Raw genomic sequence first — 19,126 nt, forward strand, 5'->3', positions numbered from 1 at the left:
ACCGCTTACACTTTTCGGCATCCCGCTCTAGGCGGTCGCGGCTGCCGGCGGGTTCGTCCATCCGCTCGTCCACAGTTGCCGCAACCGGTCGCCGTCGCCTCGGAAATAGGCGTCGGCCGTCTCGCAATGCTCGACACGGTCGCTGCGGAAATTGCGGATCGCCTGGCGCAGCTCGCACCAGGCGACAATGTTTGCGGTTTGCGAGTAGTAGATGAGCGCAATCGGCTGGATCCTACGTTCCGTCGCGCGGCCGAGTTCGTCGCGGTAGTCGAGCATCAGCTTCTGCTCGTCGCGTATGGCGCGGCGAACCAGACCAAGATCGAGTCCGGCCGGAGATTGGGCAACCGATCCCCAGGCATAGAGCGCTTTTCGTTCCATCGCCTGACGCAGCAGCGCCGGCACGGCCCCAGCGATCTTCTGGTTGACGCTCTTGGCCGCCCGTTTCAGCTCCTCGTCGCCGGTGCGCTCGAGCAGCGCCAGCGACAACACGATCGCCTCCATTTCCTCGACCGAGAACATTAGCGGCGGCAGGTCGAAGCCCGGCCGCATGATGTAGCCGATACCGCGGCCGCCCTCGATCGGGACGCGCATCGCCTGCAGGGCGGCGATATCGCGATAGATCGAGCGCACCGTCACCTCGAGCGTTTCCGCCATGGCCGCCGCCGTCATCGGCCTGCTCGCCAATCGCAGGATCTGGATGATCTCGAAAAGCCGTGAGGCCTTGCGCATTTTCGCCTCCTTCGGCCTAGGCTCCTGACAATACACTGTCAGTTGGGCCGTCGTATAGCACTCCTATCGAATTGAAAATCAACAAGGTCCCGGAAATCGACCTTGAATTGGATAGCGGGCAACTGACATGACTTACAGCGAAAATCTCTGGCTCTACTTCACGCTTCTCTTCGGCATCATCATCGTCCCGGGCATGGATATGCTGTTCGTGCTGGCCAATTCGCTGACCGGCGGCAGGCGCACGGGCATCGCTGCGACCGCCGGCATCATGGCAGGCGGGGCGGTGCACTCGCTCTATGGCGCGATCGGGGTCGGCGTGCTCGCCGTCCTCTTGCCGATGCTGTTCAACCCGCTGCTTTTTGCCGGTGCAGCCTACATGGCCTGGATCGGCTACACGCTGATGCGCAGCTCGATCACCGTCGATAGCGTCGGGCCCGGCGGCCTGCGCTCGGGCTGGCGGGCTTTTCGCCAGGGTGCCGCAACCTGCTTGATGAACCCCAAGGCGTATCTGTTCATGATCGCGGTCTATCCGCAGTTTCTGAAGCCGGTCTACGGGCCAATCTGGGCACAGGGTCTCGTCATGGGCTTCATGACCATGGCGACCCAGGCCGCTGTCTATGGCACCCTGGCGCTGACGGCGGCGCGAAGCCGCACGATACTGGTGTCCAATCCGAAGACGACAATCCTCGTCGGGCGGATCGCCGGCGCGCTCCTGATCGCCGTTTCGATCCTCACGGCGTGGCACGGCTGGCGCGCCGCGGCATGAAGCGCGAATACGAAACGATTTAGAACTCCGATTTTCCTGAAATCTCACCCACTTGTTACTTTTTGAGGCGAAAAAATTTGCCATGATGCCGCCCGTCTGCCGAAGCGCCGGGCTTCGCGGACGTTGCTATCAAAGAGGAGTGGAGACATGAGACTGAAAGCTATAGCCGCGGCAGTGCTCGTCGCCGGTCTGGGGGTCGTAGGCGTTGCCATTGCAGCGGAGGAAGGCACGCACGACGCGCGCTCCGCGCTGATGAAGAAAGTTGGCGGCGCGGCGGGCGCCATGGTGGCGATCGCCAAGGGCGAAAAGCCCTACGACGCAGAGGTGGTCAAGGCTTCCCTGACGACGATCTCGGAGACCGCGAAGGTATTCCCGGATCAGTTCAAGCCTGGCACCGAACAGGGGGACAAGGCGGCAAGCCCGAAGATCTGGGAAGATCCTGCGGACTTCAAGGCCCGTGCGGCGAAGCTTTCGGCGGATGCCAGCAAGGTCCTCGCGCAGCTTCCGCCCGACCCAGCCGCTGTCGGCGCCGCAATGAAGACGCTTGGCGCCAATTGCGGCGGCTGTCACGAGAAATTCCGCATAAAGACCGACTAACGATCCTGGCATTTCAGTCAAACGATCCGCAGCAGCCTTGCCGCTGGTGCGGATCGTTTTATGTTTTCGACAAGATTATTGGCAACAGGAGCGGTGAATGGTCCGCAGGTTCGTCCGGTTTTTACTCTGTCTCGTCGGAGTGTTCGTCATTGGCGGAGCGGTTTTCTATTTCATCACCGCGCCGAACGCGCTTCCTGAAAGTCACTGGGCCAACCTTGGTGAACCCGATTTGAAGAACGGTGAAATGGTCTTCTGGACGGGCGGTTGCGTCAGTTGCCACGCTGCGCCGGGATCGGAGGGGGACGCCAAGCTCACGCTGTCAGGCGGTCTGGCGCTGAAGAGCCCTTTCGGCATCTTCCACGTGCCCAACATCTCGCCTGACGAGAAGGCTGGTATCGGGACATGGACGCTGGCCGAGTTCGGCAATGCCATGAAGCGCGGCGTTGCTAAAAACGGCGAGCATCTCTACCCGTCCTTTCCGTACAATTCCTATGCCCGGATGAGCGACAATGACGTCAACGATCTCTTCGGCTATCTGAAGACGCTGCCGAAGAGCGGCAACGTTTCCCCACCGCACGAATTGCCGTTTCCTTACAATATGCGTCTGGCGCTGGGTGGCTGGAAGTTCCTGTACTTCAGCAATGAGCCGCGTGTCGCACTTGCAGCCAAGGTCGACGACAAGGTCAAGCGCGGGCAATATCTGGTCGAAGGCGCCGGCCATTGCGGCGAGTGCCACACGCCGCGCGATCAATTCGGCGGGTTCGAGGCAGACAGATGGCTGGCGGGTGCGCCAAACCCGGAAGGTCAGGGCAGGATCCCTGATATCACACCGGACTCGAAGACGGTCGGCTCATGGAGCCAGGAGGATATCGCCAACTATCTGGAAACCGGCTTCACGCCCGACTTCGATACGGCCGGCGGTTCGATGGCCGAGGTGCAGCGCAACCTCGCCCATCTGCCGAAACCGGAGCTCGAGGCGATCGCAGCCTACTTGAAGGCAGTCCCGAACCGCTAATATTAGCAATATCTCAAAAAAGGCCGCATTGCAGCACTCCACTGGGTCGTGCACACTGAACGCCCTGTGGCGAACCCTTCCGAGGTTCGCTTTCCGAACGACGCCCATCCACGTCTTCCGAAAGGACAGCTGCATGCACAGCACGTCGGCCAACCCTGCAGATGATCTCGAGTCTGTCGCCCGCAAGGGCGGCAAATTGCGGCGCATGGCGGTGCGGATACCGACCTACATGGCCGACATCCGTGAAAATCCTGCCTGGCTGCCGATGTTCCTGTTGGCGCGCACCATACCGGCGCGCAAGGCGCATTGGCTGACTGCACGACGCAGCAATGGCGCGATCGAGAATCTGCCGACGCTCTTCAAGGGCGTGGATCATGCAGATGCCGTCGCGGCGCTCAGGCGCGACGGGATATTTCCCGACCTGACGCTACCTCAGGCGATCACCAGTGAAATCGCAAGCTTTGCAAGCGCCACACCGTGCTTCGGCAATTTCGATCGGAAGATCGAGTTCCTGGCGTCGGATCATCGCGACGCAGAGCAGCAATGGGGACGATCGATCCTGAGCGGCCATCACTTCGAACGGGCGCTTGATTGCCCGGCGGTTCGTACCGTCCAGCGTGATCCTGTACTGTCGGAGATCGCGCGCTGCTATCTCGGCGCCCAAGCCCGCCTCATTACCACCCGCATCTGGTGGAGTTTTCCGACGAGGGCCAGCGAGGCCGATCGCAGCCTGGCGTCGCTGGACAAGTATCACTTCGATCTCGACGACTGGCGAATGCTGAAGTTCTTCTTCTATCTCGTCGACGTCGACGAAGGCGCCGGCCCGCATGTCTATGTCAGGGGCAGCCACAACAAGCGGCGTATCAAGCACCAATTGACCCTCCTGGTCGGCCACCCCGCGAATGAAATCCTGGATTTCTATGGAAAGGAGAGCGTGACGACGCTGACCGGCGCAGCAGGCTTCGGCTTCGTGGAGGATCCCTTCGGCTTTCATATGGGAACGGTCGCCAAGACCAAGCCGCGCCTGATGATGGAGGTGGGCTTCGGCGTTTCCAAGCCGTCGCGCCGCCGTTTCCACGGCGAGCCGGTGCTTCGATGAGCTAAGGCAGTAGCGTCGTTCACGCGGCTTTCGGCTGATGCTCGGCGCCGAACATCAGGACGTATTGGTCCAGTTCGTCGCCGGCATGTCCGAGCGCGCGGTAGATTTCGGCGGCAAAGGTCATCGGCGCCGATCCCGGCGCCGTCACCAGTTTTCCAGCGCGCACGGCCTGCGGGCTGTCCTTGTAACGGGCGTGTCCGGTGTACCCGGGCGCACCGGCGATGAAATCGGCGGCATTGCTGGTGTGGTCGGTGGCATTCAGAGCTCCGGCACGAGCAAGCGCCAGAGTTGCGCCACATATCCCGGCGACGAGTTTGCCGTGGGCAAGGAAGTCGTAGATGACGGTTCTCAGGTCGGGCGCCTTTTCCGTTTCCCAGATCGTCCCGCCGCAGAGCACGAGGCCGTCGAAGGCACTGGCATGCAGGTTTTCCGCGACGGTATCGGCCGCGACGCGCATGCCCCCCATCGAGCGCACTTCCGAGCCATCGGGCGTTGCGATCACTACGTCGAAGCCGAAGTAGGAACGTGCGGAGGCCGTCAGTTGCCCGACCTCCCAGTCGGCGAATCCGTTGGTGAGCACGATTGCAAGTCGGGTCATCGGTTTCTCCCTGCCGAATGTCCGCGGCGGCCACCGCCGCTCATGCCAAAGCCTGCATATAGCGCATGCCGGTGACCGGGCGAGGCACGAAGTCCATATTCTCGTAGAAGCGATGCGCCTGCACGTTGCCCGTGGCGGCGCTGACCGAGAGGTAGCCGCAGCCGGCGCTGCGTGCTGTGTCGCGGGCGCGGTTGACGAGGTGCTGCCCGACGCCGTGGCCGCGATGACCGTCACGCACAAAGAGATGATGCAAATCCATGCCGCGCGCACCATCCTGCGCCCTGTAGAGCGGGACGAGAATGGCGTAGCCGATCAGGCCTTCGTCGGTCTCTGCAACGAGCGCGTTGATCCACGGCACCGGGCCGAAAAGGTCACGTTCGAGTTGCTCTGGGCTCGAGGCGGAAGCATCCCCATGATGTTGGGCGAGCAGGGTAATCATTTCGCTGAGTTCGGGGAGGTCGCGCGGCTTAGCCGCACGGATATTGATCACCGGCGGGCGGATCATTGAGATTTCGCTGTCTTCGATTTCAACCATGGTCTTCGCGTCCTTGTGTGGTGTTCTGCCGTCAGGACGCTGCCGATACAACAAAGCCGCCTGACGGCGGCTTGTTGACAATATGATCTGTCCGGCCGCCCTTACAGGTACAGCCAAAAATACGTGCTGGTGATGTGCGCGTTCTTGATCATGCGTCGATAGATTGTCCAGAACGCGCCGTTTGTCAATGGGATTTACGCGCGGGCGCCGGCAAGCGCGCAGCGGCCTTCGGCGCAGCCGCCATCGATCGCTTCGCCGGCGGCATCGGAAACCGGTAGCGCCAGCGCCATTGCTACTTTTCATCAGCTTCATATTAATATAGGGTACCCCCCTATACTAAATGGAAAACCTCATGTCCCACACCACGCATCAGAAGAAAAAGCTGATGGCCCGCGTCAGCCGTCTGAAGGGCCAGCTGGAGGCTGTCGAGCGCGCGCTGGGGGCCGAGCGGCCCTGCGGAGAGATCTTGCAACTGCTTGCCTCGATCCGCGGCGCCCTGAACGGCCTGACCGGCGAGGTGCTGGACGATCATCTGCATGAGCATGTGCTGCACGCCGCCGATGAGAAGGCCCGCATGGAAGCCGTCGAAGAAATATCCGAAGTCCTGCGGACCTACATTCGCTGACACAACCGACATGAGGAGCGTGCGATGAACGCACAGACCGAAGGACTCGAGCACGACCACGTTTTCCTGGGCGCCGATCACGACCGCAACGCCCGTCGTGTCTGGTTCGTCATTGCGCTCACCGCCGTCATGATGGTGGTCGAGATCGGCGCCGGAACCTACTACGGCTCGATGGCTCTCGTCGCTGATGGCTGGCACATGTCGACCCACGCTAGCGCCCTGCTGATCTCCGCCGTTGCCTACCTCTATGCGCGCCGGCAGGCGCGCAATCCCCGCTTCACCTTCGGTACCGGCAAGCTCGGCGACCTCGCGGGCTTTGCCAGCGCCATCATCCTGGCGCTGATCGCCTTGCTGATGGCTTGGGAAAGCTTCCTGCGCATCACGCATCCCGTGCCGATCAGCTTTTCGCAGGCGATCGGCGTCGCCGTCGTCGGCCTACTGGTCAATCTGGCGAGCGCCTGGCTCCTGAAGGACGACCATCATGGCCACAGCCACGGCCATTCCCACCATCACGAGCACCAGCATCACCATCACCATGACCACGCTGATCATACCCATCCTGGCGATCATGCTCGTTCCGCGCATGCCTCCGACAACAATATGCGCGCTGCCTATGTCCATGTCATTGCCGATGCGCTGACATCGGTGCTCGCCATTGCCGCACTGCTGCTCGGCAGTCTTTATGGCTGGCTCTGGCTCGACCCGCTGATGGGTATCGTCGGCGGCCTGATCATTGCCCAATGGTCCTGGGGCCTGATGAAGTCTTCAGGCCGCGTGCTGCTCGATGTCGTACCGCGGGAGGCGGCTCTGCAGCGCGAGATTCGTTCGGCGCTGGAAACGGGCGGCGAGCGGATCACCGATCTTCATGTCTGGCAGGTCGGACCCGGCCATCACGCCGCGATCGTTGCTCTCGTGACGCCGCAGCCGGAAAGCCCTGCCTTCTACAAGGCAAAGCTCGAACCCGTTGCCGGCCTCTCGCACGTTACCGTCGAGGTAACGCAGTCGGCGGCCGCTTGACGCGACTCATCCGGGCCACAATCAGTCTCTAGCGCTGTGTCCGTTTGTTCAGGCAGAGGAATTTTCATGCGTGGCTTTTCGATCCGCCGCCGGACGCTACTTGGCTCGGCACTGCTTTCATCCGCCCTGTTCCTGCCGCGCATTGCGCGGTCGGAAGACAGCGATGATGAAATCAACCGGCGGATGGAAGCGCTCGAAAAAGCGATCGGCGGTCGCATCGGTGTCTCCGCCATCGACACCGAGACCAACATTTCATTCGGCTATCGCGAGACCGAGCGCTTTCCGCTCTGCAGTACGTTCAAGGTGCTGGCCGCAGGGCTGGTGCTGGCGCGCGTCGACAAGGGGCAGGAGACTCTCGAGCGACGCGTCGTCTACGACCAGGACAAGCTCGTCACCTACTCGCCGGAGACGGAAAAGCACGTCGGCGGCGAGGGCATGAGCCTCAGTGAACTCTGCGAGGCGGCGATCACGCTCTCCGACAATACGGCCGGCAACCTGCTGCTGGAAAGCTTCGGCGGCCCCGCTGAGCTCACCAAATGGCTGCGCACGCTGGGCGATCGGTCGACGCGACTCGACCGATGGGAAACGGCGCTCAACGAAGCCAAGGACGGCGATCCGCAGGATACGACCACCCCCGATTCGATGGTCGACACGCTCGGCAACCTGACGCTGGGCTCGGCCCTGTCGGAACCGTCGCGTGACAAGCTGGTCGAATGGATGGTGGCGAATACGACAGGCGGCGCACGTCTGCGCGCGGGCCTGCCGGATGCATGGAAGATCGGGGACAAGACCGGCACCGGCAACAACGGCAGTGCTGCCGATATCGCGATTGCCTGGCCGCCCGGTCATGGCGCGATCCTGGTTGCCGCTTACGTAACGCAGGCCAAGGCGCCGGCGTCAGAGATCAACCCCATCTTCGCCGAGGTCGGAAAGATCGTGGCCGACATGGTCGGATAAGACTGTCGTGTCAAAGAGATGCGATGGAAACGTGAATCTCCGTCGCATCGATCTGAATCAATTTCTGAGGTCTCAGACGCTGACAATTTCGTCGACGCTCGACTTTTCCTTGCTGTCGTCGTCGCCGGTCAACTGCCGCTTCAGCTCGTCCGAGATCTGCTTTTCGATCGCCTCGCGCTCTTCTGGTGGCATGGCCTTCAGGTCGTCTTCGGTGAGCCCGAGCCGCTCGAGGATCTGCGCGCGGATGCGCTCCGCCGGCGTCATGTTGGCGAGGTCCGTGAACTCCGAGGCAACAGCCTCATGGCGCGCTTTCGCGGGATCCTCGGTGCCATCCATGCTAGTGGTGCCGCTGCTCTGCAAAGCCCACATCGTACTGGAAATCGACGTCGGCGTGCTGCTTGGCTGAAGTGCTGTGCCGCTCTGGCGAACGCTCACCTCGGTATCGCCGGACTGTTGCTTGCTGCGCTGGCCGGATTGGCCGAAGAGGTTGGTCAATCCATAGGTACTGGAAATGTTGCTGCCGATCTTCATGAAAATTCTCCCTGAAACAATGGGTGGGAGAATGGTGCGCCAGACATGCCCGGAGCTTGTGTCGGCTGGCTTGGGTTGGCGTCGTCAGCGGCGGCCATCCGGCAGGTTTCGGAAGCTTCAGGGTAGGGCGTAGCCGATCACATAGTCGCCGGGCTTGGTGCCGATCGAGCCGTGTCCGCCGGCGACCATGACGACGAACTGCTTGTTGTCACTGGTGGTATAGGTCATCGGTGTCGCCTGGCCGCCGGCCGGCAGGCGGGCTTGCCAGAGCTGGTCGCCATTGGTCACATCATAGGCGCGCAGAAAGTTGTCGACGGCGGCCCCGAGGAAGGCAACGCCGCCTCTCGTCAGGATCGGGCCGCCGATGCCCGGTACGCCAACCTTGAAGGGCAACGGCAGCGGCGTCATATCGTAGACGGTGCCGTTCCTGCGCTTGTAGGCAATCTTTCCTGTACGCAGATCCACACCTGCGACATAGCCCCATGGTGGTGCCTGGCAAGGGATCTTCAGCGGTCCGAGGAACGGTCCCATGAAGACGCCATAGGGCGCGCCCTCGTTGCGGTTGAGGCCCTGTTCACTGCCTTTTTCATCCTGCCCCTTCGGCGGGATATCAGCGGCGGGAACCAGCCGCGAGGTAAAGGCAAGATAGGTCGGCATGCCGAACATGATCTGCCGCTCGGGATCCACCGCAACACTACCCCAGTTGAAGGTGCCGAAATTGCCGGGATAGATGATCGATCCCTGTAGTGACGGCGGCGTATAGCGGCCTTCGTATTTATAGCGATGGAACTGGATACGGCAGGCGAGCTGATCGAACAGCGAAATCCCCCACATATCCCTCTCCTGAAGCGGCGGCGGCGAGAAGGTGAGGTCCGAGATCGGCTGCGTCGGCGCCGTATGGTCTTCAGGGATCGCGCCGCCCGGGGCGGGTATCTCCTTGAACGGGATGATCGCCCCGCCAGTGCGCCTGTCGAGCACGTAGATGTCGCCCTGCTTGGTCGGGGCAACGAGCGCCGGTACGGACGTTCCATCGGATTTTGTCATGTCGAAGAGCACGGGCTGGGCGGGGACGTCCATGTCCCACAGGTCGTGGTGCACGAACTGCTGCACCCATTTCACTTGCCCGGTGGCGATGTCGAGTGCGACGATCGAGGAGGAGTATTTCTCGACATGGGCGCTGCGATTCATGCCGAGCTGGTCGGGCACTTGGTTGCCGAGCGGTATGTAGACCATGCCGAGACCGTCATCGACACTGAAGACGGACCAACTGTTCGGAGAGTTGGTGGTATAGGTCTGGCCTTCGGCGATCGGCGTGGTGACATCGGGATTGCCGGAATCCCAGTTCCAGATGAGTGCGCCGGTATTGATGTCGTATGCGCGGATAACGCCGGACTGCTCCTTTGTGGAATAGTTGTCGTTGACGGCGCCGCCGACGATCAGCTTGCCGGCGACCGCGACCGGCGGCGACGTCGCGTAGTAGTAGCCGGCCGGATTGTACTGCATGCCTTTTTCAAGATGCAGCACGCCATCTTCAGCAAAGCTCGCGCAGATCTGGCCATTTGCGGCATCGAGCGCAATCAGCCTGGCATCGGAGGTCGGCAGAAACACGCGCTCGGCGCAGGCAGCGCCGGGGGCTGCGGCCGTGTCGCGATAATAGGTGACGCCGCGGCAGGTCTGGTGTTGGCGGTTCGGGTTCATGCCGGAGTTGGAATCGTACTGCCATTTCTCCTTGCCAGTCTTGGCGTCGAGCGCGATTGCCCAGTTGTGCGGCGTGCAGAGGTACAGCGTGTCGCCGACTTTCAGCGGCGTCACCTGATAGGTCGTTTCGCCGACATCCTCGGGTCGCTTCACATCACCGGTCTGGTAGCGCCAGACCTCCTTGAGATCCTTGACGTTGCTGACGTTGATCTGGTCGAGCGGCGAGTAACGTTGGCCGAAGGGTGTGCGGCCGTATTGATGCCACTCTTCATTGGGCACAACACCGCCGAAAGCCGCGGGGCTAGTTACGGCCTCGGTCGGCAGATTGCCCGTGATCCGGTGTGGATCCGTGGTCATCGAATAGCCGGCGATCGCGAACGCAATCACAACCGGTATGGCGAGCGGCCAGGGGTTTGCCCCATAGGAGATCCCGGTCGGGCTGAGAAAGCCGAGCGGGCGGCGGATCCAGGGTGTTAACAACCAGAGGCCGAGAAGAATGATCAACCCGCCGCGCGGCCCAAGCTGCCACCAGTCGAGGCCGACTTCCCAGATCGCCCATACCAAGGCCACGGCGATCAGCGCCGCATAGACCCACAACGCGGCTGCCCTGCGCAATAGAAGCAGGATAGCGGTCAGCAGGAAGATGGCGCCTGCGAAGAGATAAAAGAAGCTGCCGCCGAGCATGACGAGCCAAAGACCGCCGCCGCCGAGCGCAAGGCCAATCAGGATGAAAAATATGGAAGTAATGATGATTGCCATCTGGGAAGACTCCCGCTGATGTTAGCCGGGTGCGATCAGAGCGCGAAAAAAGTCCGCGAATCAGCGAGATAGTGCTGTCGCAACGAGCGTCAACTGCGACCATAGGTGTCAGAGGGAGAAGGTTCTCGCCCGATCACGTGCCGCAGAAGGTCTGCAACACGCGTTCTTCCGGCTTCGGCGGCTCCATGTATGCCGCAAAGCCAGGCTGGTCGTCATAGGGCTTGGCGAGCACTGCAAGCAACGCCTCGAAGAGTGAGAAGTCCCCATCTTCGACGGCCGCATTGATCGCCTGCTCGATACGATGGTTGCGCGGAATGAAGGCGGGATTGACGGCGCGCATTGCCGTCCTGCGGCCGTCCTCGGTCCGGCCCTCGTCGCGCGTCAGGCGATCGCGCCAGCGGCCAAGCCATTCGCCTACCCCATCCGGTTCGCGGAAGGTGGAGAGGAAAAGCGCCTCGCCATCTCCAGAGCCGCCAGCGTCGGAAAGGCGGCGGAAGGCGAGGGTAAAATCAGCCTGCTGCGTCTGCATCCTGGCAAGCAGTGACTGGATAAGGTCCAGATCGCCATCCTCGACCGTCGTCAGGCCGATCTTCTCGCGCATGCCGCGAAGCCAGTGGATCTGGAAGCGCTCGCCATATTGCTGGATCACGACGTTGGCGAGCTCGACGGCCCTTTCCGCATCGGCATCGAAGAGCGGCAATAGCGTTTCGCCGAGCCGCGCCAGGTTCCATTGGCCAATGCCGGGCTGGTTGGCATAGGCATAGCGCCCGCCCTGGTCGATCGAAGAGAAGACGGTGCGGGGATCGTAGGCATCCATGAAGGCGCAGGGGCCGAAATCAATCGTCTCACCCGAAATGGCCATGTTGTCGGTGTTCATGACGCCGTGGATGAAGCCGATATGCAGCCACCTTGCGATCAAAGCAGCCTGCCGCTCGCAAACGGCCTCGTAGAGCGCGAGGTAGGGATTGTCCCTGTCTTTGAGTTCCGGATAGTGCCGGTCGATCACATAGTCGGCAAGCGCCCGCACGCCGTCCGTATCGCCGCGCGCGGTGAAGAACTGGAAAGTGCCGACGCGGATGTGGCTCGCGGCTACGCGGGTGAAGACCGCGCCCGGCAGAATGCTTTCGCGATAGACGGGTTGCCCTGTCGAAACAGCTGCAAGCGCTCTGGTCGCCGGCACGCCGAGTGCATACATCGCCTCGCTGACGATGTATTCGCGCAGCACCGGCCCGAGCGCGGCGCGGCCGTCGCCGCGGCGAGAGTAGGCCGTCTGGCCGGCACCCTTCAGCTGGATATCGCGGCGCTGACCATTGCGGTCGATCACCTCGCCGAGCAGGATTGCCCGCCCGTCGCCAAGCAGCGGCACGAAAGCACCGAACTGGTGCCCGGCATAGGCCATCGCTAACGGATCTGCACCTTCAGGCACGAGGTTGCCGGAAAAGATCGCAGCACCATCAAGCTTCAGCGCCTCGACATCAAGACCGAGTTCTTCCGCAAGCGGCTCGTTCAGCTTGATCAGCCACGGCTCGGCGGCTTGCGAGGGAGCCTGGCGCGTAAAGAACTGCTGCGGCAACCGCGCATAGCTGTTGTCGAAGGCGAAGGGCGCGCCGGTGCGCGCAACATTCTGCAGGGCTTGGGTCATGCTCCATAGGTAGTGCCCGGCGGCGGTTGCTGCAAGCAACATGCGGTGGTGGGATTTTATCCTGCTTCTGAATGGAGCGCATTCGATGGTGTGGCAAGACCGGACCTCGGCGCCAACCTGCGCATGGCGGTTTTTGAGAGAGGCATCGTGATACACGTCGTCGAAGATGATGTGGTCAAAATCACCAACATCTTCTCCGGCGGACAGGATTACGAAGCACTGCTGCGCGGCAATTGAGCAGGTTTCCCAGCCATTCCCAAACGACACGGCTGCCTTTCCATTTAAGCATAACGCCGCCACATTTGCGGGCGTATACATCAATCTCCCCTTTTGGCATCACGCCATACCATACCGCGGCCATCGCTTCCGCGCCGGCCACGCCATTGCGAGTGATCCCTGACGATGTCGGATCAGATCTACCGGGCGGCCACCATCGGGCGCGCCAAGCCCAATTTCCGCGTGATAGCGATGATCGTTGCGAGCGCCATGTTCATGGAGCAGCTCGACGCGACCGTACTGGCGACGGCGCTGCCGACCATGGCACGCGATTTCGGCGTCAGCGCCCCGTCGATGAGCATCGCGCTCACCTCCTACCTCCTCAGTCTTGCGATCTTCATCCCGGCCAGCGGTTTGATTGCCGATCGCTTCGGTTCGCGCACCGTTTTCCGCTCGGCGATCGCCGTCTTCGTCACCGGCTCCATCTTCTGCGCGCTTTCGCCCAATCTTCTCTGTCTCGTGCTGGCGCGACTGCTGCAGGGTCTTGGCGGCGCCATGATGCTGCCGGTCGGCCGCCTCGTGCTGCTGCGCAGCGTCGACCGCAAAGACATGGTCAACGCCATGTCGTGGCTGCTGGTGCCGGCGCTGATCGGCCCGATCCTTGGTCCGCCGGTCGGTGGCCTGATCGTCACCTATCTCGACTGGCGCTGGATCTTCTACATCAATGTGCCGATCGGCATCATCGGCTTCACGCTGGTCTCGATCTTCATCGAGGACTTCAAGGGCGAAGCGAAGCGCCCGTTCGACACGGTTGGCTTCATCCTCTCCGGCATCGCGCTCGGCTCTCTACTGTTTGGCTTCGAAAGCTCGAGCCGGCCGGGCGAGGGCGCTTTCTCGGTGTTTCTGATCGCCGTCGGCTTGCTCTTCGGCATAGCCTATCTCAAGCACGCCCGCCGCTATCCGTCGCCGATCATGGATTTCTCGCTGATGAAGGTGCCAAGCTTCGGCACCTCGGTCATCGCGGGCTCGCTGACCCGCATCACGCAAGGCGCGCAGCCTTTCCTACTGCCGCTCTATTTCCAGCTCGGTTTCGGCCTCTCGGCAGCCAAGGCCGGTCAACTGGTGACAGCCGCAGCGATCGGCTCCATGGCGATGAAAGCCGTTGCGCCGCGCGTGCTACGCCGCTTCGGCTTCCGAAACAGCCTTGTCGCAAACGGCGTCATCGCTACTTGCGGCTATGCGCTTTGCGCTGCCTTCCGGCCCGATTGGCCGTTGGGCTTGATCTTCGCGATCCTTGTCATATGCGGCTTCTTCATGTCGTTCCAGTTCACGGCGTACAACACGGTTGCCTACGATGAGATCGACCGCGACCGCATGAGTTCGGCCACCAGCTTCTACACGACGTTCCAGCAGCTAATGCTGTCGCTCGGCATCTGCGTTGGTGCGCTGGCGCTGCACACGTCGATGACGGTCAACGGCAGCGAGACGCCGCAACTCCACGATTTCTCCGCAGCCTTCCTCTTCGTGACCGCGATCTCGATCACTGCGACGTTCTGGAACCTGCGCTTTTCGCGCAGCGCCGGCGCCGACATAAGCGGCCATGGCGTTGAAAAGGCAGCGCACGCCACCGAGCACTGACCCTCAGGCGCGGGCGAGCTCCGGCAGACAGGCCTCGCAGATGGCGGCCACATGCCGGTGATCGGTGCCGCAGCAGCCGCCAACGATCCTGACCTGTGGCATCTTGCGCATCAATTGTCTGTAGCGCTGCCCGAGATCAACAGGATCGCCCGCATCGAGCGTCTCGCTCTCGTCGAGCTCCGCATGGCTCATGCGCGAGGCATTGGCGCGCAGCCCGCGGATGCGTTTCGTCCAGCTGGCGCGATGATCGAGCGCCTTGGCGAAATGCGTCGGATGGGCGCAGTTGATCATGTAGTAGGCGGGTGAACCGCCGGTCGCCGCATCCGTCGTCTCGATCGCTTCCTGCATGCTGCGCCCGGTCACCAGCCTGCCGTCCGTCTCGACGGTGAAGGAGATCGCACAGGGCATGCCTCTGGCAGCGGCCGCTCGCGCTACGCCGATCGCCTCGTCGATGTTGGTCAGCGTGAAGGCGGTCACCATGTCGGCATCGCTTTCGGCGAAGCTGCCGATCTGGACGCTGTGGTAATCCTCGGCTTCGGACGCATCCATGTTGCCGGCCTTGTAGCCGTCGCCGCGCGGCCCGATGGCACCGCTGATCACGATCGGCCGTCCCGGTTGCTCGTACCTTCCGCGCAATCCTGCCAGTAGCGCGACGCTGCCGACATTGGCCGCGTACAGCGCTTGGCGCGTGTAGCCGAGCTTCCCGCCCCAATCCGGATTAGCCCGCCATGTCGGCGTGTCGAGAATGAAGCCGGCGCCATGCTTGCGGGCGATATCAAGATAGCGGCGATAGTAGGCTTGTAGCCGGTCGCGCCCTTCCTCCGAGGCCAGCATCACAAACGATGCGAAGTGCGGCAGCTGCAATCCGTCGAGAAAGATGAAGGTCGTCTCCATGCCGCCATCGGTCACGAAGAAGCCGCCCTCGAGCTGCGGCAAGCTGTGTCGGTAGGTCGCCATCGTATCTCTCCTTTGCCGGATGAAAGAGAATGCTGCGACGCAATACTGATTATTTAGTATGTTCTAAAATATGCCCCCGCGGTGGTACAGCGAAATCTCAGCGGTCTTCCATAGCAGCCGCCATCTCGGCGAGCTTGCGTACCGTATTCAGGTTGCGCGCCGTTCCCGGTTTCAAGGCCGGCAGCTTGAGCTTCGATTTGCCGGAGCCGATCGGGAAGTGGACATAGATTTCGCGCCCGGCGAGAACTGCCTCTTCGCCATTGGGCGCGACCATTTTGTCCAGCGCATCGCTTGGTGCTTCCTCGGGCAGGAAGCTCACCAGCAAATAGTTGGGCTTGGCGTCGGGAAAGGGCGCGTTGGCGGCAATCGCGTCCAGCTCCTTGCGGCTGCGCAGCATCACGCCGGGCTTCTTGCCGAGCAGCTTCCCGAGCGCCTCGTCCAACTTTTGCTCGACCTCAGCTTCCGGCTCGTCGGCGCGAAACAGCACGTTGCCGCTCTGGATGTAGGTCTTCACGTCGCTGAAGCCGAGCTCTTCGCAGACCGCCTTCAGCGTCGTCATCGGCAGCTTGCCCGTGCCGCCGACATTCACAGCTCGAAGCAAAGCGACGTAGACAGGCATGGGCTTCCTCCTGTGATCAGCCGGAGAGCGGCCGCACAACCTCTCCGCCTCATTCCCGTCCTTGTGACAGGAATCCAGCCACGGCGCGTCCGCGCCGTGAATAGAGACTTCGGCGCGCAAGGACCTGCGTGCGCCGGATTCCTGTCACAAGGACAGGAATGAGGGAAGCGAGGGCGGGTAACTTTAGTGTCAGGCGCCTACGGCACGTGACATCCCCGCTAAACCTTCCCCGCGACCTTGATCGCGAAGGCGTATTCGAAGGCGATCTCCTCGAGGCGCTGGAAGCGTCCCGATGCGCCGCCATGGCCGGCATCCATATTGGTCTTCAAGAGGATCGGCGCCGAGCCGGTCGTCTTCTCGCGCAGCCTTGCCACCCACTTTGCCGGCTCCCAGTAGGTGACGCGCGGGTCCGTCAGGCCACCGAGCGCCAGGATCGGTGGATAGGCTTTCGCGCCGACGTTGTCGTAGGGCGAATAGGCGGCGATATGTTCGTATTCTTCCTTGCTTTCGATCGGGTTGCCCCATTCCGGCCATTCCGGCGGGGTCAGCGGCAGCGTGTCGTCGAGCATGGTGTTCAGCACATCGACGAAGGGAACCGCGGCGATCAGGCCGGCGAACTTTTCCGGTGCCATGTTGGCAACTGCGCCCATCAGCATGCCGCCGGCCGAGCCGCCCTCGGCGATGATGTTGGCGTAGGAGGTGAACTTCTCCTGATTCAGATAGTCAGCGGCGGCGATGAAGTCCTTGAAGGTGTTGGTCTTCTTCTCCATCTTGCCGTCTTCATACCAGGCAAAGCCCTTGTCCTTGCCGCCGCGGATATGGGCGATGGCATAGACGAAGCCGCGATCGGCAAGAGATAGGCAGTTGGTGTTGAAGCCGGCCGGAATGGTGATGCCGTATGCTCCGTAGCCATAGAGCAGGCAGGGCGCGGAGCCGTCGAGCGGCGTATCCTTGCGATAGAGCAGGGTGACCGGCACCTCAACGCCGTCCCAGGCCGGGGCGAAGACGCGGCGGGTGACATAGTCGTCGGGATTGTGGCCGGAGGGCACTTCCTGCGTCTTCAGCAGCGTGCGCTCGCGCGTCACCATGTTGTAGTCGTAAAGCTGCGACGGCGTCGTCATCGAGGAATAGGAGAAGCGGATGACGTCGGCGTCGTATTCCGCGGCCCCCTGCAGCCCGAGCGAATAGGCCTCTTCGGCAAAGGCGATGGCATGCTCCTCGCCGGTGCGACGGTCGCGGATGATGATCTGCGGCAGCCCGTCCTTACGCTCCAGCCAGAGCAGGTGGCGGGCATAGGCCATGTGGCTGATGATCAAGGTTCCCGGCTTGTGCGGCACGACCTCGCGCCAGTTCGCCTTGCCCGGGTTTTCAACCGGCGCTTCCATGATCTTGAAATCCTTGGCGTCGCCGTCGTTGGTGAGGATGTAGAAGACGTCGCCGCCTTCCGTCATCGAATATTCGATGCCTTCCTCGCGCTCGGCCACCAGCTTCGGCTCCGCCGTCAGATCCTTGGTGGAGAGCAGGCGGTATTCCGACGTTTCGTGGTCGTGGATGTCGATGTAGATGAAATCGTCGAGAAGCGAGCCGCCGACGCCCATGAAGAAGCCGGCATCCTTCTCCTCGTAGACCAGCCGGTCTTCCGCTTGCGGTGTCCCGATGATGTGGTGGAAGACCTTCGACGGACGGTGGTTCTCGTCGAGCGCGGAGTAGAAGAAGCTCTTGCCGTCAGGTGCCCACGCACCGCCGCCGCCGGTGTTCTCGATGACATCGGCCATGTCCTCGCCGGTCGCCAGATCGCGCACCTTCAGTGTGTAGAATTCCGAACCCTTGTCGTCATAGCCCCAGATGCCGCGGCTGTGGTCGGTCGAATGGTCGAGGCCCGCCAGCCGGAAATAGGCTTTGCCGGCGGCTTCCTTGTCGCCGTCGAGCAGGACGGCGCGGATCGTCTCGTCCTTGACGTCGCCGTTGCGGGGGATGCGGAAATAGCGCGGCTGTTCGCCACCGGTGACGAAGAACGTGCCGTAGGCATAGTCGCCGTCCTTCATCGGCACGGAACTGTCGTCTTCCTTGATGCGGCCGCGCATCTCTGAGAACAGCGTCTTCTGCAGCGCCTTGGTGTCTTCCATCGCCGCGTTCATGTAGACGTTTTCGGCTTCCAGGTGCCGGCGGATCGCGGGATCGAGGATCGATGGATCCTTGAACATCGCCTGCCAGTTGTCGGCGCGCAGCCAGGCGTAGTCGTCGGTGCGGGTGATGCCGTGGCGCGTATCGGAGATCGGCTTCTTGGCGGCAGCGGGCGGGTTCGGCAGGTTCTTGAAGACGGTCAAGGAAGGCTCCGGATACGGGGTGTCAGGTGGGCAAGAGATAGAGGCGCGGATGCCGCGGATCAAGCGCCGAAGACAGCGCTGCGTCAAAACCGAAGGAATGCTCACGTTGCCTTGATGTCACCACATTGTTTAAGAAAGTCCGCTACGTCGCCCGGAATTCGCCCCCTGTTCGACCGTGAAAGCCCCGGTCGTCCACAGGCGATTCTGGAATGAGAATGCAAAGGAATCCCACCGTAATGCCAAAACGTCTCGTGTTGCTTCTGTCCGCATTTAGCCTTGCTTTTCCAGCCTTCGCCGTTGATCCCGCAATCAAGAAGCAACTCGAAAAGCTCGATCCCGCGACCCGTCTCGAACAGAGCTGCGACACCGAGGCGATGAGCCGAATCAACAAGGACGATACCGGCTACAAACCCGATAAAGTCATTGCCTATACCTTCAAGGATCCCGTTCCCGGCGACGATAGGCTGGAGGCGCCCGGCGCCGTCTTCCGCAGCAAGGGAGACTGGTATCACCTGTCCTACACCTGCATCACCGGTCCGCAGCACATGAATGTTCGCGAGCTCGACTATAAGATCGGCGAGAAGGTGCCGAAGGAGAAGTGGGAAAAATACTACCTCTATGATTGACACGAGTGCCACGCAGGCTGCATTTGCAGGCGCTGCCTTTCTGAAGCCTTAGTCCTCAGGCATCAGCTCCTTCGCTGAAGCCGGCGGCGAATCGCAGGAGCGATGGCAAGCGGCATCAGACCACATGGCGCCGGCGCGTTGCGTGCGTTATGCAGCGCTTGAACAATGAACGGCT

19 protein-coding genes are annotated in these 19,126 nt (G+C 61.9%); 10 read left to right on the forward strand and 9 right to left on the reverse strand.

The genetic code is table 11. From position 1 onward, the window contains the following. Positions 1–27: 27 nt before the first annotated feature. Positions 28–729: a YafY family protein gene (locus tag FHT71_RS18340; protein ID WP_132592140.1), complete on the reverse strand. Its 702-nt coding sequence runs from the start codon at positions 727–729 to the stop codon at positions 28–30. Between the two features lie 127 nt (positions 730–856). Between FHT71_RS18340 and FHT71_RS18345 the strand changes: the two genes are divergently transcribed. The 4 genes from FHT71_RS18345 to FHT71_RS18360 all read left to right on the forward strand — a co-directional run bounded on the left by FHT71_RS18345 (position 857) and on the right by FHT71_RS18360 (position 4,206). Beyond that, positions 857–1,495: a LysE family translocator gene (locus FHT71_RS18345; protein ID WP_132592138.1), complete on the forward strand. Its 639-nt coding sequence runs from the start codon at positions 857–859 to the stop codon at positions 1,493–1,495. 147 nt (positions 1,496–1,642) lie between these two features. Then, on the forward strand, positions 1,643–2,092 hold the full coding sequence (locus tag FHT71_RS18350; protein WP_132592136.1) for a cytochrome c: 450 nt from the start codon (positions 1,643–1,645) through the stop codon (positions 2,090–2,092). Positions 2,093–2,189: 97 nt separating this feature from the next. Next, a complete protein-coding gene (locus FHT71_RS18355; protein WP_183721304.1) occupies positions 2,190–3,107 on the forward strand; it encodes a cytochrome c in 918 nt (305 codons plus the stop codon). A 133-nt stretch (positions 3,108–3,240) separates the two neighbouring features. Next, positions 3,241–4,206 (forward strand): hypothetical protein, encoded by a 966-nt coding sequence (locus tag FHT71_RS18360; RefSeq protein ID WP_007791959.1) that lies wholly within the window; start codon positions 3,241–3,243, stop codon positions 4,204–4,206. A 19-nt stretch (positions 4,207–4,225) separates the two neighbouring features. Here FHT71_RS18360 and FHT71_RS18365 read toward each other — a convergent pair whose 3' ends face one another. Next, positions 4,226–4,804 carry a type 1 glutamine amidotransferase family protein gene (locus FHT71_RS18365; protein ID WP_132592132.1) on the reverse strand — a complete coding sequence of 193 codons (579 nt, stop codon included), beginning with the start codon at positions 4,802–4,804 and terminating at the stop codon, positions 4,226–4,228. A 40-nt stretch (positions 4,805–4,844) separates the two neighbouring features. Beyond that, positions 4,845–5,339 carry a GNAT family N-acetyltransferase gene (locus FHT71_RS18370; RefSeq protein ID WP_132592130.1) on the reverse strand — a complete coding sequence of 165 codons (495 nt, stop codon included), beginning with the start codon at positions 5,337–5,339 and terminating at the stop codon, positions 4,845–4,847. Positions 5,340–5,691: 352 nt separating this feature from the next. Here FHT71_RS18370 and dmeR point away from each other — a divergent pair, with 352 nt between their 5' ends. The 3 genes from dmeR (at position 5,692) to bla (ending at position 7,938) form a co-directional block, all read left to right on the forward strand. Beyond that, positions 5,692–5,964, forward strand: a complete 273-nt coding sequence (gene dmeR, locus FHT71_RS18375) for a Ni(II)/Co(II)-sensing transcriptional repressor DmeR (RefSeq protein WP_007791950.1) — start codon at positions 5,692–5,694, stop codon at positions 5,962–5,964. Between the two features lie 24 nt (positions 5,965–5,988). After that, the gene (gene dmeF / locus FHT71_RS18380) at positions 5,989–6,981 is read left to right on the forward strand and encodes a CDF family Co(II)/Ni(II) efflux transporter DmeF (protein ID WP_183721307.1); all 993 of its coding nucleotides are present in this window, start codon (positions 5,989–5,991) and stop codon (positions 6,979–6,981) included. A 66-nt stretch (positions 6,982–7,047) separates the two neighbouring features. Beyond that, positions 7,048–7,938 (forward strand): class A beta-lactamase, encoded by an 891-nt coding sequence (bla, locus tag FHT71_RS18385; RefSeq protein ID WP_132592126.1) that lies wholly within the window; start codon positions 7,048–7,050, stop codon positions 7,936–7,938. Positions 7,939–8,010: 72 nt separating this feature from the next. Here the strand turns inward: bla and FHT71_RS18390 are convergent, their stop codons facing one another. The 3 genes from FHT71_RS18390 to FHT71_RS18400 form a co-directional block, all read right to left on the reverse strand. After that, positions 8,011–8,469, reverse strand: a complete 459-nt coding sequence (locus FHT71_RS18390; protein WP_132592124.1) for a hypothetical protein — start codon at positions 8,467–8,469, stop codon at positions 8,011–8,013. A 117-nt stretch (positions 8,470–8,586) separates the two neighbouring features. After that, on the reverse strand, positions 8,587–10,926 hold the full coding sequence (locus FHT71_RS18395) for a glucose/quinate/shikimate family membrane-bound PQQ-dependent dehydrogenase (RefSeq protein WP_132592122.1): 2,340 nt from the start codon (positions 10,924–10,926) through the stop codon (positions 8,587–8,589). A 133-nt stretch (positions 10,927–11,059) separates the two neighbouring features. Further along, a complete protein-coding gene (locus FHT71_RS18400) occupies positions 11,060–12,568 on the reverse strand; it encodes a protein adenylyltransferase SelO (RefSeq protein ID WP_132592120.1) in 1,509 nt (502 codons plus the stop codon). A 45-nt stretch (positions 12,569–12,613) separates the two neighbouring features. On the opposite strand from FHT71_RS18400, the gene FHT71_RS18405 reads away from it, so the two are divergent. Then, positions 12,614–12,805 (forward strand): hypothetical protein, encoded by a 192-nt coding sequence (locus tag FHT71_RS18405; RefSeq protein WP_183721310.1) that lies wholly within the window; start codon positions 12,614–12,616, stop codon positions 12,803–12,805. Between the two features lie 165 nt (positions 12,806–12,970). Continuing rightward, the gene (locus FHT71_RS18410) at positions 12,971–14,422 is read left to right on the forward strand and encodes a DHA2 family efflux MFS transporter permease subunit (protein ID WP_183721312.1); all 1,452 of its coding nucleotides are present in this window, start codon (positions 12,971–12,973) and stop codon (positions 14,420–14,422) included. A gap of 3 nt (positions 14,423–14,425) precedes the next feature. On the opposite strand, the gene FHT71_RS18415 is transcribed toward FHT71_RS18410, so the two are convergent. From FHT71_RS18415 to FHT71_RS18425, 3 genes are all read right to left on the reverse strand, one after another. Continuing rightward, positions 14,426–15,379 carry a homocysteine S-methyltransferase family protein gene (locus tag FHT71_RS18415; RefSeq protein ID WP_183721315.1) on the reverse strand — a complete coding sequence of 318 codons (954 nt, stop codon included), beginning with the start codon at positions 15,377–15,379 and terminating at the stop codon, positions 14,426–14,428. Positions 15,380–15,476: 97 nt separating this feature from the next. Further along, on the reverse strand, positions 15,477–15,998 hold the full coding sequence (locus FHT71_RS18420) for a DUF1697 domain-containing protein (protein WP_132592114.1): 522 nt from the start codon (positions 15,996–15,998) through the stop codon (positions 15,477–15,479). A gap of 218 nt (positions 15,999–16,216) precedes the next feature. Then, on the reverse strand, positions 16,217–18,325 hold the full coding sequence (locus tag FHT71_RS18425; protein WP_132592112.1) for a S9 family peptidase: 2,109 nt from the start codon (positions 18,323–18,325) through the stop codon (positions 16,217–16,219). Positions 18,326–18,561: 236 nt separating this feature from the next. Between FHT71_RS18425 and FHT71_RS18430 the strand changes: the two genes are divergently transcribed. After that, positions 18,562–18,951, forward strand: a complete 390-nt coding sequence (locus FHT71_RS18430) for a DUF930 domain-containing protein (protein WP_007791921.1) — start codon at positions 18,562–18,564, stop codon at positions 18,949–18,951. Positions 18,952–19,126 lie beyond the last annotated feature (175 nt).

Source organism: Rhizobium sp. BK060 (assembly GCF_014193145.1).
Classification (GTDB): Bacteria; Pseudomonadota; Alphaproteobacteria; order Rhizobiales; family Rhizobiaceae; genus Rhizobium.

What these genes read in the sequence shown, in the direction of transcription:
- FHT71_RS18415 (WP_183721315.1), bottom strand. Translation starts at nt 15,379, where the DNA reads ATGGCGACCTACCGACACAGCTTGCCGCAGCTCGAGGGCGGCTTCTTC.
- dmeR (WP_007791950.1), top strand. Translation starts at nt 5,692, where the DNA reads ATGTCCCACACCACGCATCAGAAGAAAAAGCTGATGGCCCGCGTCAGC.
- FHT71_RS18360 (WP_007791959.1), top strand. Translation starts at nt 3,241, where the DNA reads ATGCACAGCACGTCGGCCAACCCTGCAGATGATCTCGAGTCTGTCGCC.
- FHT71_RS18430 (WP_007791921.1), top strand. Translation starts at nt 18,562, where the DNA reads ATGCCAAAACGTCTCGTGTTGCTTCTGTCCGCATTTAGCCTTGCTTTT.
- FHT71_RS18400 (WP_132592120.1), bottom strand. Translation starts at nt 12,568, where the DNA reads ATGACCCAAGCCCTGCAGAATGTTGCGCGCACCGGCGCGCCCTTCGCC.
- FHT71_RS18365 (WP_132592132.1), bottom strand. Translation starts at nt 4,804, where the DNA reads ATGACCCGACTTGCAATCGTGCTCACCAACGGATTCGCCGACTGGGAG.
- FHT71_RS18355 (WP_183721304.1), top strand. Translation starts at nt 2,190, where the DNA reads ATGGTCCGCAGGTTCGTCCGGTTTTTACTCTGTCTCGTCGGAGTGTTC.
- FHT71_RS18345 (WP_132592138.1), top strand. Translation starts at nt 857, where the DNA reads ATGACTTACAGCGAAAATCTCTGGCTCTACTTCACGCTTCTCTTCGGC.
- FHT71_RS18350 (WP_132592136.1), top strand. Translation starts at nt 1,643, where the DNA reads ATGAGACTGAAAGCTATAGCCGCGGCAGTGCTCGTCGCCGGTCTGGGG.
- FHT71_RS18340 (WP_132592140.1), bottom strand. Translation starts at nt 729, where the DNA reads ATGCGCAAGGCCTCACGGCTTTTCGAGATCATCCAGATCCTGCGATTG.
- FHT71_RS18420 (WP_132592114.1), bottom strand. Translation starts at nt 15,998, where the DNA reads ATGCCTGTCTACGTCGCTTTGCTTCGAGCTGTGAATGTCGGCGGCACG.
- FHT71_RS18370 (WP_132592130.1), bottom strand. Translation starts at nt 5,339, where the DNA reads ATGGTTGAAATCGAAGACAGCGAAATCTCAATGATCCGCCCGCCGGTG.
- FHT71_RS18390 (WP_132592124.1), bottom strand. Translation starts at nt 8,469, where the DNA reads ATGAAGATCGGCAGCAACATTTCCAGTACCTATGGATTGACCAACCTC.
- FHT71_RS18395 (WP_132592122.1), bottom strand. Translation starts at nt 10,926, where the DNA reads ATGGCAATCATCATTACTTCCATATTTTTCATCCTGATTGGCCTTGCG.
- dmeF (WP_183721307.1), top strand. Translation starts at nt 5,989, where the DNA reads ATGAACGCACAGACCGAAGGACTCGAGCACGACCACGTTTTCCTGGGC.
- FHT71_RS18410 (WP_183721312.1), top strand. Translation starts at nt 12,971, where the DNA reads ATGTCGGATCAGATCTACCGGGCGGCCACCATCGGGCGCGCCAAGCCC.
- bla (WP_132592126.1), top strand. Translation starts at nt 7,048, where the DNA reads ATGCGTGGCTTTTCGATCCGCCGCCGGACGCTACTTGGCTCGGCACTG.